The organism is Amycolatopsis sp. NBC_01286, from assembly GCF_035982555.1.
Taxonomy (GTDB): domain Bacteria; phylum Actinomycetota; class Actinomycetes; order Mycobacteriales; family Pseudonocardiaceae; genus Amycolatopsis.
Genome location: NZ_CP108428.1, coordinates 2,357,761 through 2,372,155 on the forward strand (window position 1 = coordinate 2,357,761; position 14,395 = coordinate 2,372,155).

The following is a 14,395-nucleotide window of genomic DNA, read 5'->3' on the forward strand; positions in this document are numbered from 1 at the left end:
AGGTGGCCTTCACGGCGTTCGGACGAAAAGAAGAAAGAAGAACTGTCGATTTCGGCCCGGCTCGCTCGACGCCTAGGTGAAGGAGAAAGCCGAGTCGGGAGGTAACGGTCATGGCCACAGGTACCCGGGCCGGGCGGCGGGAGTGGGTTGGGCTGGCCGTGCTCGCGCTGCCCACCCTTCTCGTGTCGCTCGATGTCTTCGTGCTCATCCTCGCGCTGCCGAAACTCGCCGTCAGCCTGCACGCCGATGGCACCGAACAGCTGTGGATCATGGACACCTACGGCTTCATGGTCGCCGGGTTCATGGTCACCATGGGGACCCTCGGGGACCGGATCGGGCGCCGGAAGCTGCTGCTCATCGGGGCCACCGCCTTCGGGCTCGCCTCCGTCGTTGCGGCCTTCTCCACCAGTGCCGCGATGCTCATCGGGGCGCGGGCCGTGCTCGGGATCGCCGGGGCGACGCTCGCTCCCTCTACCCTCGCGCTCATCGGGACGATGTTCACCGACCCTCGGCAACGCGCGTCGGCGATCGGGATCTGGGCCGGGTGCTTCTCCGTCGGCGCGATCATCGGGCCGGTGGTCGGTGGGTTCCTGCTCGAACACTTCTGGTGGGGCTCGGTCTTCCTGCTCGGCGTCCCGGCCATGGTCCTGCTCCTGGTCATCGGCCCGAAGCTGCTGCCCGAGTACCGCGACGAGACCGCCGGCCGCCTCGATCTGCCCAGTGTCGCGTTGTCGCTCGCCGCGATCCTGCCCGCCGTCTACGGCGTCAAGGAGCTCGCTCGCGACGGCGTCCGCCCGCTGCCGGTCGCGGCCCTGGTCGCCGGGATCGCCGTCGGGTACGTCTTCGTGAAACGGCAGCGGACGCTCGACGAGCCGCTGCTCGACCTGCGGCTCTTCGCCGGGAAGGCGTTCCGCACCGCGCTCGGCGGGATGCTGCTGTTCAGCATGCTCGGCGGCACCACGATGCTGTTCGTCGCGCAGTTCTTCCAGCTCGCGTTGCACCTTTCGCCCATCGCCGCGGCGCTCGGGCTGCTGCCCGGGATGGTCACCTCGACCATCAGCTTCCTCGTCGCTCCCGTGCTGGCCCGCCGCGTGCCGACCGGCACGCTCATCGCGGGCGGGGTCGTCACCGCCGCGCTCGGCATGGTCGTGCTGGCCTTCGCGGACGCCGACCCCGTGTGGCCGGCGATCGGCTTCGCGGTGACGTCGCTGGGGGTCGGGCCGATGGTCACGCTCGGGACCGATCTCGTCGTCGGGTCCGTGCCGCCGCGCCGGGCCGGGGCCGCCGCGTCGCTCGCCCAGACCGCCAACGAGTTCGGTTACGCCCTCGGCATGGCGACCGTCGGCACCCTGGGCAACGCCATCGTCCGCGCCCACACCGAGGCCGACGGCCTCCACGCCGTCGCCGGGCTGAGCGCGGTCGCCTTCGCCGTCCTCGTCTACTTCGTCGCCCGGCACCTGCGGACCGCCCAGCCGATCGCCGCCCAGCCGGTCGCCGTCTAACGGGCGAAGGCCTCCCCCGCCCGATGCCTGGGCAGGGGAGGCCTTCTTGACGCCGGGGGCAGAGGGGCCCCGGGCTAGCCGAAGAGCCCGCGTCGCGGGTGGCGGATGACCAGCGAACCGCCGTGGACGCGGCCGCTCAGCACGTACCGCGGGTTGCCCATGCGGCCGTTGCTGTGGGTCTTGTCCTCCATCGAGCCGAACTTGACGTCGCTGATCGCGTTGACGTCGACCGCCGCGTGCTCGGGGATGACGATCTCGACCGAGCCCCACTTGGCGTCCAGCTCGATGTGCACCACCGGCGACTGGACCTGGGCCTCGGTGAAGTCCAGCTTGGTCGAGCCGTACTTGTTCCGCACGACCATCTCCGACGGCACCACCCACGGGCCGCCGCGGTGCAGGGACGAGTACTTCGCGTTGAGCTCGAAACGCTGACCGGGCACGTAACCGCCGCTGAAGCCCACCGGGGGCGCGTACGACGGGGCCGCCGCGCCGGCCGCGGCCGGGTGGTAGAGACCGGCGAGGTCGGCCAGCACGGTGTTCAGCTCGCCCCGCGTCTTCGACGCGAGCGCGCGGTCCGTGCGCTCGGTGAACTCGTCCAGGTCGATCATCCCGCGGCCGATGGCCTTTTGGAGCACCCCGACGACGTGCTCGCGCTCGTCGTCGGACACCCGAAGATCGCGCTCGCTCAACGGCTTGGTCTCGGTAGCCGGCTGTACCGTCGTGGTCTCTTCCTCGCCCATGTCCACGATGGTAGAACCGGATTCCTCCAGGGAGATCGGGGGAAAACCCTGAACGGACCCGTACTTCGCGGTGCCGCGCTCGGCGCGGCGCTCTTCGTGCTGGCCGGGTGCACCGGCGACGAGCCCGCCCCGCCGCCGGCTCCGGCGCCGACCAGCGCGCCGCCGACCTCCGCGGCTGCCCTGCCGGAGGGCCTCCACGGCGTGGCCGCCTCCGGCGGGATCGGCGTCACCGCGCTGCTCCCCACCACCGGCCCGACCCTCTTCGACGCCGACCGCGGGCCCGCGGGCACTCCGCCCGGTTACCCCGGCGATGGCGCCGGGATGAGCGTCGTGCGCGTCGGGAAGTCCGCCGTCCTGACCGCCCACCACGACAACGACCTGTTCGACGTCTTCGTCTACACCGGTCCGGCGAGCCCGCCGCGGTCGCTCGGCCGCGCCTGGTCGGTGGCGCCCGGCGTCGACGACGCGAGCGTGTGGGTGATCCGGCAGGACGCGCCGGACAGCTGCCGGCTCCAGCACGTGCGGCTCGACGGCGGCGAGGTCGGCCACGGCCAGTCCGCCAGCTGCCACACCCAGGTCCGCGCCGAGACGAAGAACGGCCTCCTGATCACCATCAACGCCGACGGCGCCGAGTCGACGGACGCGCTCATCGAGCCGGCGACCGGCCGCACGGTGCAGCAGGCGCCGCGCATCCTCGCCGTCGCCGGGGACCGGATGCTGCTCGACGGCCTGACCGATCTCACCCTGGTCGACCTGCGCGACAACAGCCGCAAGAAGCTCAGCCGGCCGACGATCGGGCCCGCGCCCACGGTGGTGCCCTCCCGCGAAGGCGCTTTGTTCGCCGCCGACTTCGCCGTCCACTCCTACCGGGCCACCAACACGCAGCTGCGTGACGTCTGGCTGCTCCGCCCGGACTCGCTGAGCTGGGAACACGCGCCGGGGATGCCGTTCGTCACCGAGCACCTCAACGACGGCGGCGGGATGGACTGGAGTGACTCGGGTGATCTGGTGCTCGCCGACGGCGTCCTCGCCGCGTGGCACCCGGGCGAGCCGGCCTGGCGGCTGGGCAAGGCCGCGCTGCCCGCGGGCGACTGGGGCGGCATCACCGTCCTGCCGTGACTACTCCTCGTCGAGGCCGTGCTCGATCGCGTACCGGGCCAGCTCGACGCGGTTGTGCAGCTGCAGCTTCCGCAGCGTCGACTGCACGTGGTTCTCGACGGTCCGGTGCGACAGCACGAGCCGCTCGGCGATCTGGCGCGCGGTGAGCCCCTTCGCGACCAGGCGCAGGACGTCGGTCTCGCGCTCGGTCAGCCGCGGCGGCTCGGCCCCTTCGGCCGGGGCGTCGGCCATCCGCCGGTACTCGCCGAGCACCAGGCCGGCCAGGCCCGCGGTGAACACCGGGTCGCCGACGGCGGTCCGGCGCACGGCGTCGACCAGCTCGGCCGCGGACGCCGACTTCACCAGATAACCGGACGCGCCGGCCTTCACCGCCTCGAGGACGTCCTTGTGCTCCCCGCTCGCCGAGAGCACCAGCACCCGCGTCGACGGCAGGGCCGCCGTGATCTCGCGGGTGGCGTCGACGCCGGAGGTGGTGCCGAGGTTGAGGTCCATCAGCACGACGTCCGGCCGCACGGTCCGCGCGATCCGCAGCGCGGCGTCGGCGTCCGGGGCGGTCGCCCGCACGTCGAAGCCGTGTTCGGTGAGGTCGCGGGCCACCCCGTCCCGCCAGATCGGGTGGTCGTCGACCACCATCACCGAAATCCGTGGTTCGCTCATGACGCGCTCCTGGTGCTCGGCACCCTGACCTCCCACTCCGTGCCCCGGCCGGGACCGGTGTCGAGGGCCGCGCTCCCGCCGAGGTCGCGCACCCGGCCCCGGATGGATTCCACCACGCCGAGGTGCCCGTTCGCGGCCGCTCGCTCGAGAACGCCGTCCGGAATGCCCGGTCCGTCGTCGCGGACGCTCACCACCACCTCGGTGCCGAGGTCCTCCAGCAGCACCCACGCGTGCGCGCCCGCACCCGCGTGCTTCTCGACGTTGGCCAGCGCTTCCCTGGTGACGGCGACGAGCTCGTCCGTGACGTGCGCGGGCAGCTCGACGTCGTCGGCCGGGGTCGAGACCTGCACCGACGGCGTCGCGAGCAGCTGCAACGCCGTGCGCAGGCTCGTCGTCCCGGTCTCGCTCGGCTTCAGCGGTTCCGTCGTCACCAGCGACCGCAGCGCGATCTCCTGCTCGCCCGCCAGCCGGGCCAGCTCGGCCGCCTCGCCGCCGACCTCGTTGCCGCGCTTGCGGACGCGGGCCAGGACCTGCAGCACGCTGTCGTGGATCGACCGGGCCAGCCGCTCGCGTTCGGCGGTCGCCGCTTCCTTCCGCAGCGCCTGCGCCAGGCGGGTCGCGGCCTGCCGGCTCAGCGTCGCCGCCATCCCGACCAGCAGCCCGGCGGCGGCGAGCAGGACGCCGTCCCGCGCGACGTCGAGGTCGAACTTCTCGCGCGCGAGCCCGGTCGCCACCCCGACGACCAGGCCGGCGAGCACGCCGCCGACCGCGCCGAACCGCGCGCCCGCGGCCACCGGCGGCACCGCCGCCCACACCGTCGTGATGAGCGGGACGCTCAGCGCGAACTGCGCGTCGCTCAGCACAAAAGGTGAGGTGAGCAGCAGCCCGGTGCCGACCACGACGTCGGCGACGACCAGCCACGGTGGGCGCGTCCGCTCGCGCAGGTACAGCAGGCTGATCACGACCGACCAGACCGCCATCGCGCCCAGCAGCGTCCAGGCCAGCCACTCACGCCGGTACTGCTCGTGCTGCACGACGACCGTGCCGCAGGCGAACGCCCAGGTGAGCACGCGGAACGCGTTCACGCCGCGCCACAGCGGCGTGATCGGGTCCGGCGTCCGCGCGGTGGTCATTCCTTCTTGTCGTCCTTGTTCACGGCCGTCGCCGCGCGGGCGTTCTTCTCTTCGTCTTCTTCGTCGTCCTCACCGATCGTCGGCACCTCCGCGTCGGGGGTGCCGGGTTCGGCGTCGTTCGGCTGCGCAGCCTGGTCCTTGAGGACGTCGACCTCGGCCGGGTCCGGGTTCCGCTCGTGCAGCAGCGACCGGACGCCGGCGTTCAGCACGGCCAGCAGCGGCACGGCCAGCAGCGCGCCGGCGATCCCGCCCGCGACCAGGCCGGCGGTGATGGCCAGGACCACGGCCAGCGGGTGCAGCTTCACCGCCCGCCCGAGCAGCAGCGGCTGCAGGATGTGGCTCTCCAGCTGCATCACGCCGATCACGATGCCGAGCACGATGACCGCGCCGATGGGGCCGTTCGTCACCAGCGCGATCAGCACGGCGACACCACCGGTCAGCACGGCGCCGATGATCGGGATGAACGCGCCGATGAAGACCAGCGTCGCCAGCGGGATCACCAGCGGCACACCCATGATCCACAGGCCGACGCCGATGCCGACCGCGTCGACCACGGCGACCGCGGCCGTCGCGCGGACGTAGCTGACCAGCGAGGCGAACCCGCGGCGCCCGGCGACGTCGACCCGGTTGCGGACCCGGCCCGGCACGACGCGGACCAGGAACGTCCAGATGCCGTCGCCGCCGCTGAGGAAGAAGATCGTGATGAACAGCGTCAGCAGGAAGCCGGTGAGGATCTCGCCGACGGTGCTCGCCGTGGTCAGCGCCGTCGTGGTGATGGACGCCTGGTTGTTCTGGATGAAGCCGATCGCCTGGTTGATGAAGTCCTGGATCTGCTCCTGCCGCAGGTGCGGCGGGCCGTTCAGCAGCCAGTTCTTGATCTGGTCGAGGCTCGCGTTCAGCTGTTGCTGCAGCTGCGGCAGGCCGGAGGAGAACTGCGTGATGACGAACGTCAGCAGCCCGCCCAGCACGGCCAGCCCGGCGATCACCACGATCGCGGTCGCCAGCCCGCGGGGGAACTTCAACGCCACCAGCTTCTGCACCGCCGGCGCCAGCAGCGCGGAAACCAAGAGGGCGATGGACAGCGGGATGACGACCACCGAGAGGTAGCCGATCACCCACACCACCGCGTACAGCGCGGCGACGATCACGATGAACCGCCACGCGAGCGCGGCGCTGATGCGCAGCCCCCGGGGGATCAGTCCCGTGATGTCCTCGTGCTCCGGCAGGAACGGGTCTTCTCCTCGCGCGTGGCTCACCGCCACACCGTACTGGCTGAGACGTCCGATTCGCCGGACTGCCAGCCGTGATCACTGATCGTCAGAACGGAATACACCGTGTGTTCTTCACACGATGGGGGCATCAAGTCGTTTCGAGGGTGCGCGTCACGCCGTGTGTTTGGTTAGGTCGCTACCGCAACGTTATGTGGCAACGGGTCGAGTGCGTCAGGAGACGACGAGTGGCGAACACCGCGACGAACGAGGGGCAGGGCGCCAAGCGCTCACGCCGTCTCGTGTCGCGTGCGCTGCTCGTCCTCGGTGGCGCCGTCGCCGGCACCGCCGCCGCGTGGCTCGTCTCCGGCGGCACCGCGTCCGCCGACACCGTCGAGGTGGGCACCACCCCGATCGCCGAAGCCGCCACCGGCAGCCTCGGCGACGTGAACGAAGGCGCGGCGAACGCGGCGACCGACGTCTCGGCTTCGAGCTGCCACCAGAACGCCACGGCGTGGAGCAAGCCGTGCGCCCGCACCCTCGAGCACGAGGTCTCCGAGCGCGTCAGCGACTCGGTCTCGGACCTGGCCGAGGACGCCGTGGTCAGCCCGGCGCACCGCACCCTGGGCGCGGTCGAGCACATCGCCCGCAAGCCGCAGGACACCCGCGAGGTCCTCGAACAGACCTTCACCCCCGAGCCGGCGCACGATGTGCTGCAGCTGCTCGACCCCGCCGGCCAGGGCAACCTGGTTCCGCTCCCCCAGCTCCCGGGCCTCGCGCCGGTCGAGCAGCAGGAGCCGGTGACCGAGGAAATCGGTCAGGCCACGGACTCGGTCGCCGTCTCGGCCGTCCAGCTCCCCGCCGTGTTGCGAGCAGCGCTCGCGATGCCGACGGGTGTCCAGCAGAACGACGTCACCGGTGCCGCGGGCGAGTCCCGCGACTCGCACCGTGATCTGCCGTCGTCGCCGCTGGTCCCGGTGCAGCTTCCGGCCGCACCGTCTGTTCCCACCGCCCCGGGTGGCAGCTCTGCCCCCGGTGGTCACCTCGACGGCTTGAACTTCGGCGTCCCCTCGTGGGTCTCCTCGGCCGTCAGCGATGCCGCCGCCAGCGCTTACCGCGGCGGCCTGCGGCACACGCCGCGCACCCCGGGCACGCAGCCCGGTGTCACTCCTGACTGAAACACCTCCCTCCACGGGTAGCTGACGCGCCCAAGTCCGTCTTCATCTGACGGCGCAGCGTCCGCACGAATCCCCGTGGCACGGCGGTGCGCTTTGTTGCGCCCGCAAGAAGTTCCTTCCCTCCCGGTGCGGCTCGGACTCCATTTCGACATTCGACGAGCGCACCCCCATAAGCCCGTAAGGGAACCCGAAATAAAGGAGAAACACCCCATGCAGACGTGGGCAAAGCGCGGCCTCCAGACCGCGCTGGTCACGGGTGGTTTGCTGATGCTGGGCACCGGCATCGCCTCGGCTGACGAGAACGTCAACCCCGACTCCCCGGCCTCCCCGCTCGACCTGAACGTGACGGCTCCGATCTCGGAAGCCAACAACGCGGTCGGCACCCCGTTCGGCCAGCTGGACCTGCCCGCCGGGCAGACGGAGCTGAGCACCAAGCCGGCCACCAAGGCCGCGAACGAAGCGGTCAAGCAGCTCGACGAAGCGAGCCCGATCAGCCAGAGCACCCTCGGCGGTGCGACCAAGGCTGACGGCGCGGGCGCCTTCACCCCGGGTCACCGCAACCTCAAGGGCAACAAGGTCGCCGGCGACGTCGTCGTGCCGATCCAGATCGTGGACAACGCGGTCGGCGTCATCGGCGACGCGCAGGTCGACGGCACGGACCACTCGCAGACCTGGAGCCACAACCAGGACGTCGCGACCGACGGCTCCAAGTCCGGCCTCGCCGGCAACGCCGTCGTCCTCGACTGGGCGCTCCCGGTCCAGATCGCCGGCAACTCCGGCGGCGTGGCGGGCGGCAGTGGCGCGGTGCACGGCGGCTCGGCCAGCCAGAGCACCAGCGAGACCGGCAACATCGACACCGACGGCACCGGCTCCGGCCTGTCCGGCAACGTGGTGGCCGGCCAGTTCGCCACCCCGGTCCAGGTGACCGGCAACGCCGTGTCCTACCTCCTCGGCAACGCGTACAGCCAGTACGACGCCGACAGCGACGCCACCTCGGGTGGCTCCATCAAGTCCGCCGGTGACGGTGGCTCGGGCTCGGGCAACATCATCGGTGCGCCGATCGCCCTGCCGGTGAAGTTCAACGGCAACGCCGGTGGCGTGTGGGGCTCGGACGCGGACACGCTGTCGAACTCCTCCGCCGACGCCAAGGCCGGGGACACCCGCGAAGGCTCGCTGGGCATCCCGACCTACGAAGAGACGAGCGGCAACGACTCGTTCCTCGACGGCAACGCGGGCGCGGTTTCGCTCTCGCCGGTCGCCAACGTGGCGGGTGTCGCGGCGTCGTGGATCGGCAACGCGGCCACCGGCAACGCGACCGCGGGTCGCGACGGTGAAGAGACCCAGGGCGGCAGCTCCTCCAGCACTGTCGACTCGGGTGGCTTCGTCAAGACGGCCGGCGACGGCTCGGCGGCGGGCGGCAACGTCCTGAACCCGTCGATCGCGCTCCCGGTCGAGGCGTTCGGCATCGGTGGCACGTACATCGGCAACTCGCACGCCAGCCACGACAACACCACCGACGTCAACGCCGGCAACGGGTCCTACACCAAGGGCAACGACGGCTTCCTCGGCGGCAACATCGTCAACACCCAGACCGCGGGCGCGCCCGAGGTGTACGGCATCGGCGCCAGCCACATCGGCAACGCGACCGGGCAGTCCACCGAGGACAAGACGGTCACCGCCGGGGCGTACGACGGCTCGCAGGGCGACGACTCGTCCGGCTCGGGCAACGTCGTCCAGGTGCCGGTCGCCGTCCCCGCCGAGGTCTTCGGCATCGGCGGCTCGTTCATCGGCCAGGGCTCCGGCTCGGCGGAGGAGACCAAGGTCGTCTCCGGCGGCGGCGGTGGCAGCACCAAGGACGACAACGGCTTCCTGAGCTCCAACCTGGGCACCGTCCCGGCGTCGCTCCCGGTGCAGGTCGCCAACATCGGTGGCGCCTTCATCGGCCAGGGCCACGGCAAGGGCTCGACCGACACGACGTCCAACGCGGGCGGCGACGTCAAGGCGAACGGCCCCGCGGGTGCGGGCGCCGGCAACATCGTCGAGGCCCCGGTCTCCCTGCCGGTGCTGGCCGCCGGCTCGGGTGCCGCCCTCGGCGGCATCGGCACCGGTGAGAACGACAACATCACCGACTCGTCGGCGGGTGGCGACGCCCTCACCGACGGGCAGGACGGCGCGATCGCCGGCAACATCGTCAAGGCCCCGATCGCGGGTGCCGCGCAGCTGTTCAGCGACGGCGTCGCGGGTGCGGCCCTGGGCCACGGCACCGGCACGAACGACACCGTGTCCACCGCGGGCGGCGACGCCACGACCAACGGTGACCGCGGCGCGATCGCCGGCGACATCGTCGGTGCGGACGCGCTGCCGGTCGTGCAGATCTTCGGCGACGCGGTGAGCGCGGCGGGGGTCTCCAGCGGCAACGGCATGAACACCACCACCGTCACCAACGCGGGCGAAGACACCACCTCCGGTGTCGAAGGTGCCATCGCGGGCGACATCCTGGACATCCCGGTGACGGCGATCCCCCAGGTGTTCGGTGACGGCGTGGCCGTGGGTGGCGTCGCGCACGCCATCGGCGACAACTCGCTGACCACGGAGAACGGCGGCGAGCCGGTCACCGATGGTTACGGGTCGAGCCTGTCGGGCTTCGACTTCTACCACGACGCCGTGGTGCCGGTGCAGATCTTCGGGGTCCCCCTGGAGCTGATCGGCAACGCGACCGCCGACGCGACCGACATGACCAGCGTCGACGGTGACGACGCGGCCGCGGCCGACGCCATCTCCAACCCGGTCGAGGGTTCGGAGCTGGGCGCCGGCGAGCTGCCGTCGCTGACCGGTCTGGCCAGTGGCCTGCCGACCGCCGGGCTGCCCACCCAGGGCCTGCCCGCGCTGCCGACGGCCATCCCGACCCAGCGCGCCGACGTGCCGGTGAGCGGCCCGATGTCCGGGCTGCCCCACCTGCCGACCCCGGGCCTGCCCACCGCGGGTGGCCTCCCCGGCCTGAGCAGCCTGTCGGCGCTGGGCGGTGCCCTGCCCGGGCACGGCACCGAGCGTGCGGACCTGCCGACCGGTGGCCTGCCGGTGCACGTCCCGGCCCTCGGCGGCGGCCTGCTGCCCACCCTCCCGGCCGTCCCGGCCCTGGGTGGCGGCGTCCCGACGCTGCCCGTCGCGCTCCCGGTGACCCCGGCCCTGCCGGCGAACCCGCAGCTGCCCGCCGCCCCGACGACGCTGCCGGCCGCGCCGGCCGCGCTGCCGGTCAACGCGAAGCTGCCCGTGCTCGACGGTGCGGCCCCGGCCGCGCAGGTCCCGGCCATGTCGGGCCTGGACTCCACCAGCCTCCTCTCGAAGCTGCTGGGTTTCGTCAAGCGCAAGTAGTTCTGATTTCGCGCCAGTAGTACCTGAATAGACTCTCCCTCCCTGGAGACGACGAGCCCCAGGAGCCAGCGCCGGCTCCTGGGGCTCGTTCGCGTCCCGGGTCAGGAGAACTGGAGAGATCGCTTCGCCAGGCCGTGCCAGAACCCGTCGATCACCGTGCGCCCTTCGGCCGAACTGGCGCCGAGCGAGACGAACAGCGGCGCGAAGTGCTCGATCCGCGGGTGCGCGAGAGCGGCCGCGGGCGCCTTGTGCCGGAAGTCGAGCAGCGTGTCGACGTCGCCGCTGCGCAGCACCTCGTCACCCCAGTGGTCGAACTCGGCCGACCACGCCGGCGGCGTCCCGTCGGTCGAGCGGGCCATGCCGCTCAGGTTGTGCGTGAAGAATCCGCTGCCGATGATCAGCACGCCTTCGTCGCGCAACGGCGTCAGCTTGCGGCCGAGGTCGTAGAGCTCCTGCGGGTCTAGCGACGGCATCGAAACCTGCAGCACCGGGATGTCGGCGTCCGGGTACATCTCGACGAGCGGCACGTAGGCGCCGTGGTCGAGACCGCGGTCGGGCGCGTCGTGGACCGGCGTCTCGGCCGCGCGAAGCAGCTTCTTCACCTTCGCCGCGAGCTCCGGCGCGCCGGGCGACGCGTACTTCACCTGGTAGTAGCGGTCCGGGAAGCCCCAGAAGTCGTAGACCAGCGGCACGGTCGTCGTGGCCGAGAGGGTCAGCGGCGCTTCTTCCCAGTGCGCCGAGACGACCAGGATCGCGGTGGGTTTCGGCAGGCCGGCGGACCAGCCGGCGAGCTGACGGGTCCACGTGGCGTCGTCGGCGAGCGGCGGCGCACCGTGGCTGAGGTAGAGGACCGGGCTGCGGGTCATCGACGGCTCCAGTGCTTGAAAGTTCAACTACTAGAGTACCTGACGCCGCCGTGGTCGTGGTTATTCCTCAGGCGGCTTCGAGGTTCGCCGCGCAGCGCTCGAGGGTGCGGATCGTCGTGCGGTAGTCGTCGTCGCTGACGCCGTCGGTCACCGCCGTGCGGAACGCCTTGACGCGCGCTTCGACGCGGGCGTGCGTTTCGCGGCCTTCGCCGGTGAGCTCGCCGGTGTCGGCGACCCAGCCACGCTCGCGCAGGTCGGCGACCTGGGCGGACGTCGAGCCGAACGGTGCCATGACGACGTCGATCTCCGCCTGCGTGCGGGCGCCGAGGGCGATCGTGTTGAGGACCTGCCACTGCCGGCGGGTCAGCGACTCCGCGTCGAGGGCCCGGGCCATGGAAGTTTCGAGGAGCTCGTGGACGTGGCGAAGCCACCAGCCGAGGGGTTTCATGGATACTCCGAATGTTGTCGGACAACTACATGTAAAAGTACATGCAGTTTGGGAGTGGAGCAACCATGACGGACGCGGTGGCCGAGGTCGAGCGCGCGATGATCGCGATCCGCCGCAGCCAGCAGCGGCGGGCGCTGAGCCGGATCGCCAAGGAGCGCGGCCGCGGCGGGCACGACCCGGTGCACGAGCTGCTCGACGTCGTCGAGGAGCTCGCCGAGCGCGGCGAGGCCGGCACGGTGACGGCGCTGAGCACGGCGATGGGCGTCGACCAGCCGCGCGCGAGCCGGCTGGTCGCGCGCGCGGTCGAGCAGGGACTTCTCCGGCGCGAAGCCGACCAGCACGACGGACGGCGTGCGGTGCTCGTGCCGACGGAGGCCGGTCAGGCCCACCTCGACGAGCTGCACACCTTCCGCCGCGCGGTGTTCGCCGAGGTCATGGCCGGCTGGCCGGCCGACGACCGCGAGAACTTCGGCCGGCTGCTGACGGCGTTCGTCCGCGGGTACGGCGAACTCGGCCGCTAGTCGTGGGACAGGTCGACGAAGCGGCTGTAGTGCAGCTGGTGTGCGACGACGATCGTCGCGGTCGGGCCGGCACGGTGCTTCGCGATGATCAGGTCGGCCTCGCCGGCGCGCGGGTCGTCCCGCTCCCAGGCGTCCGGCCGGTTGACCAGGATGACGAGGTCGGCGTCCTGCTCCAGTGAGCCGGACTCACGCAGGTCGGACAGCATCGGGCGCTTGTCGGTCCGCTGCTCGGGACCACGGTTCAGCTGGCTGATCGCGATCACCGGGACCTCGATCTCCTTCGCCAGCAGCTTCATCTGCCGCGAGAACTCCGAGACTTCCTGCTGCCGCGACTCGACGCGCTTGCCGGACGTCATCAGCTGCAGGTAGTCGAGGACCACGAGCTTGAGGTCGTGCCGCTGCTTGAGCCGGCGGGCCTTCGCGCGGATCTCCATCATCGTCATGTTCGGCGAGTCGTCGACGAACAGCGGTGCTTCGGAGACCTCGCTCATCCGGCGGGCCAGGCGCGTCCAGTCGTCGTCGGACATCTTGCCACCACGCATGTCGGCGAGGCGGATCTTCGCCTCGGCCGAGAGCATGCGCATGACGATCTCGGTCCGGCTCATCTCCAGCGAGAAGATGACGCTGGTCAGGCCGTGGCGGATGGACGCCGAGCGCGCGAAGTCCAGCCCCAGCGTCGACTTGCCGACGCCGGGGCGGGCCGCGACGATGATCATCTGGCCCGGGTGCAGGCCGTTCGTCAGCTCGTCGAAGTCGGTGAAGCCGGTCGGGATGCCCTGGGACTGCCCGCCGCGGGACGCGATCGCGTCGATCTCGTCCATCGTCGGCTGCAGCAGCTCTTCCAGCGCGACGTAGTCCTCGCTGGTCCGGCGTTCGGTGACGTCGTAGATCGCGGCCTGGGCGCGGTCGACGACCTCGTCGATGTTCGCGCCGTCCGCGGCCGCCGCGCCGTAGCCGTACTGCACGATCCGGGTGCCCGCCTCGACCAGCCGGCGCAGCACCGCCTTCTCCGCGACGATCTCCGCGTAGAAACCGGCGTTCGCCGCCGTCGGCACCGTCGCGATCAGGGTGTGCAGGTACGGCGCGCCGCCGATGCGGCCCAGCTCGCCCCGGCGCTCCAGCTCGGCGGAGATGGTGATGGGGTCGGCGGGCTCGCCACGGCCGTAGAGGTCGAGGATGCAGTCGTAGATCGCCTGGTGCGCCGGGCGGTAGAAGTCGTCGGGGCCGAGGGCCTCGATGACGTCGGCGACGGCGTCCTTGGACAGCAGCATGCCGCCGAGCACGGACTGCTCGGCCGTGATGTCCTGCGGCGGCTGGCGGTCGAACCCGCCACCGGAGCCGGGGTCGCTCGGACCCGGGTCGTTCTCCGCATACATCGGACCGCGGTCGTCGGTCAGCGCCACCGCTCCGGACACCTCCTCGTCATCATGCGAACACCCGTTCGATTATGCCGGAACTTCACTCTCGAAGCACGTGGCGCGAGCCGCGCCACCAGTCCTCTTCCGCCGTGTCCACCGATGATCGGCGAAGACGGGTCACGAGTGTCCGACCGCCACGCCGGACACCACCGTGAGTACCGGCTCGGCGGGGACGCTATGTCCCCCGGAAGGCCGAAAGCAATTCAGGGTGGGGACCCATCTGTGGACAACCT

12 protein-coding genes are annotated in these 14,395 nt (G+C 71.5%); 5 read left to right on the forward strand and 7 right to left on the reverse strand.

The window, feature by feature from the left end; translation table 11 throughout:
- Positions 1-110: 110 nt before the first annotated feature.
- Positions 111-1,502, forward strand: a complete 1,392-nt coding sequence (locus tag OG570_RS11440) for an MFS transporter (protein ID WP_326956480.1) — start codon at positions 111-113, stop codon at positions 1,500-1,502.
- 74 nt (positions 1,503-1,576) lie between these two features.
- Here the strand turns inward: OG570_RS11440 and OG570_RS11445 are convergent, their stop codons facing one another.
- Positions 1,577-2,242: a DUF1707 SHOCT-like domain-containing protein gene (locus OG570_RS11445; RefSeq protein WP_326945384.1), complete on the reverse strand. Its 666-nt coding sequence runs from the start codon at positions 2,240-2,242 to the stop codon at positions 1,577-1,579.
- 96 nt (positions 2,243-2,338) lie between these two features.
- Between OG570_RS11445 and OG570_RS11450 the strand changes: the two genes are divergently transcribed.
- Positions 2,339-3,361 carry a hypothetical protein gene (locus OG570_RS11450; protein WP_326956481.1) on the forward strand — a complete coding sequence of 341 codons (1,023 nt, stop codon included), beginning with the start codon at positions 2,339-2,341 and terminating at the stop codon, positions 3,359-3,361.
- On the opposite strand, the gene OG570_RS11455 is transcribed toward OG570_RS11450, so the two are convergent.
- The 3 genes from OG570_RS11455 to OG570_RS11465 are packed head-to-tail and all read right to left on the reverse strand — an operon-like array spanning position 3,362 to position 6,407.
- Positions 3,362-4,018 carry a response regulator gene (locus OG570_RS11455; protein ID WP_247059576.1) on the reverse strand — a complete coding sequence of 219 codons (657 nt, stop codon included), beginning with the start codon at positions 4,016-4,018 and terminating at the stop codon, positions 3,362-3,364.
- The gene (macS, locus tag OG570_RS11460; protein WP_326945382.1) at positions 4,015-5,151 is read right to left on the reverse strand and encodes a MacS family sensor histidine kinase; all 1,137 of its coding nucleotides are present in this window, start codon (positions 5,149-5,151) and stop codon (positions 4,015-4,017) included. Before macS ends, OG570_RS11455 begins: the two co-directional genes overlap by 4 nt.
- The gene (locus OG570_RS11465) at positions 5,148-6,407 is read right to left on the reverse strand and encodes an AI-2E family transporter (RefSeq protein ID WP_247059573.1); all 1,260 of its coding nucleotides are present in this window, start codon (positions 6,405-6,407) and stop codon (positions 5,148-5,150) included. The genes macS and OG570_RS11465 overlap by 4 nt, the downstream gene beginning before the upstream one ends.
- A gap of 200 nt (positions 6,408-6,607) precedes the next feature.
- On the opposite strand from OG570_RS11465, the gene OG570_RS11470 reads away from it, so the two are divergent.
- Together OG570_RS11470 and OG570_RS11475 are read left to right on the forward strand one after the other, a co-directional pair.
- Positions 6,608-7,537: a hypothetical protein gene (locus tag OG570_RS11470; protein ID WP_326956482.1), complete on the forward strand. Its 930-nt coding sequence runs from the start codon at positions 6,608-6,610 to the stop codon at positions 7,535-7,537.
- A 210-nt stretch (positions 7,538-7,747) separates the two neighbouring features.
- Positions 7,748-10,909, forward strand: a complete 3,162-nt coding sequence (locus OG570_RS11475; protein WP_326956483.1) for a beta strand repeat-containing protein — start codon at positions 7,748-7,750, stop codon at positions 10,907-10,909.
- 101 nt (positions 10,910-11,010) lie between these two features.
- On the opposite strand, the gene OG570_RS11480 is transcribed toward OG570_RS11475, so the two are convergent.
- Together OG570_RS11480 and OG570_RS11485 are read right to left on the reverse strand one after the other, a co-directional pair.
- Positions 11,011-11,775 carry a dioxygenase family protein gene (locus OG570_RS11480; RefSeq protein WP_326956484.1) on the reverse strand — a complete coding sequence of 255 codons (765 nt, stop codon included), beginning with the start codon at positions 11,773-11,775 and terminating at the stop codon, positions 11,011-11,013.
- 67 nt (positions 11,776-11,842) lie between these two features.
- Positions 11,843-12,223 (reverse strand): MarR family winged helix-turn-helix transcriptional regulator, encoded by a 381-nt coding sequence (locus OG570_RS11485; protein WP_326956485.1) that lies wholly within the window; start codon positions 12,221-12,223, stop codon positions 11,843-11,845.
- A 65-nt stretch (positions 12,224-12,288) separates the two neighbouring features.
- On the opposite strand from OG570_RS11485, the gene OG570_RS11490 reads away from it, so the two are divergent.
- Positions 12,289-12,744 (forward strand): MarR family winged helix-turn-helix transcriptional regulator, encoded by a 456-nt coding sequence (locus tag OG570_RS11490; RefSeq protein ID WP_247059568.1) that lies wholly within the window; start codon positions 12,289-12,291, stop codon positions 12,742-12,744.
- Here OG570_RS11490 and dnaB read toward each other — a convergent pair.
- Positions 12,741-14,147 (reverse strand): replicative DNA helicase, encoded by a 1,407-nt coding sequence (gene dnaB / locus OG570_RS11495; protein ID WP_247059567.1) that lies wholly within the window; start codon positions 14,145-14,147, stop codon positions 12,741-12,743. The two genes, OG570_RS11490 and dnaB, sit on opposite strands and share 4 nt — an antisense overlap.
- Positions 14,148-14,395: the final 248 nt, after the last annotated feature.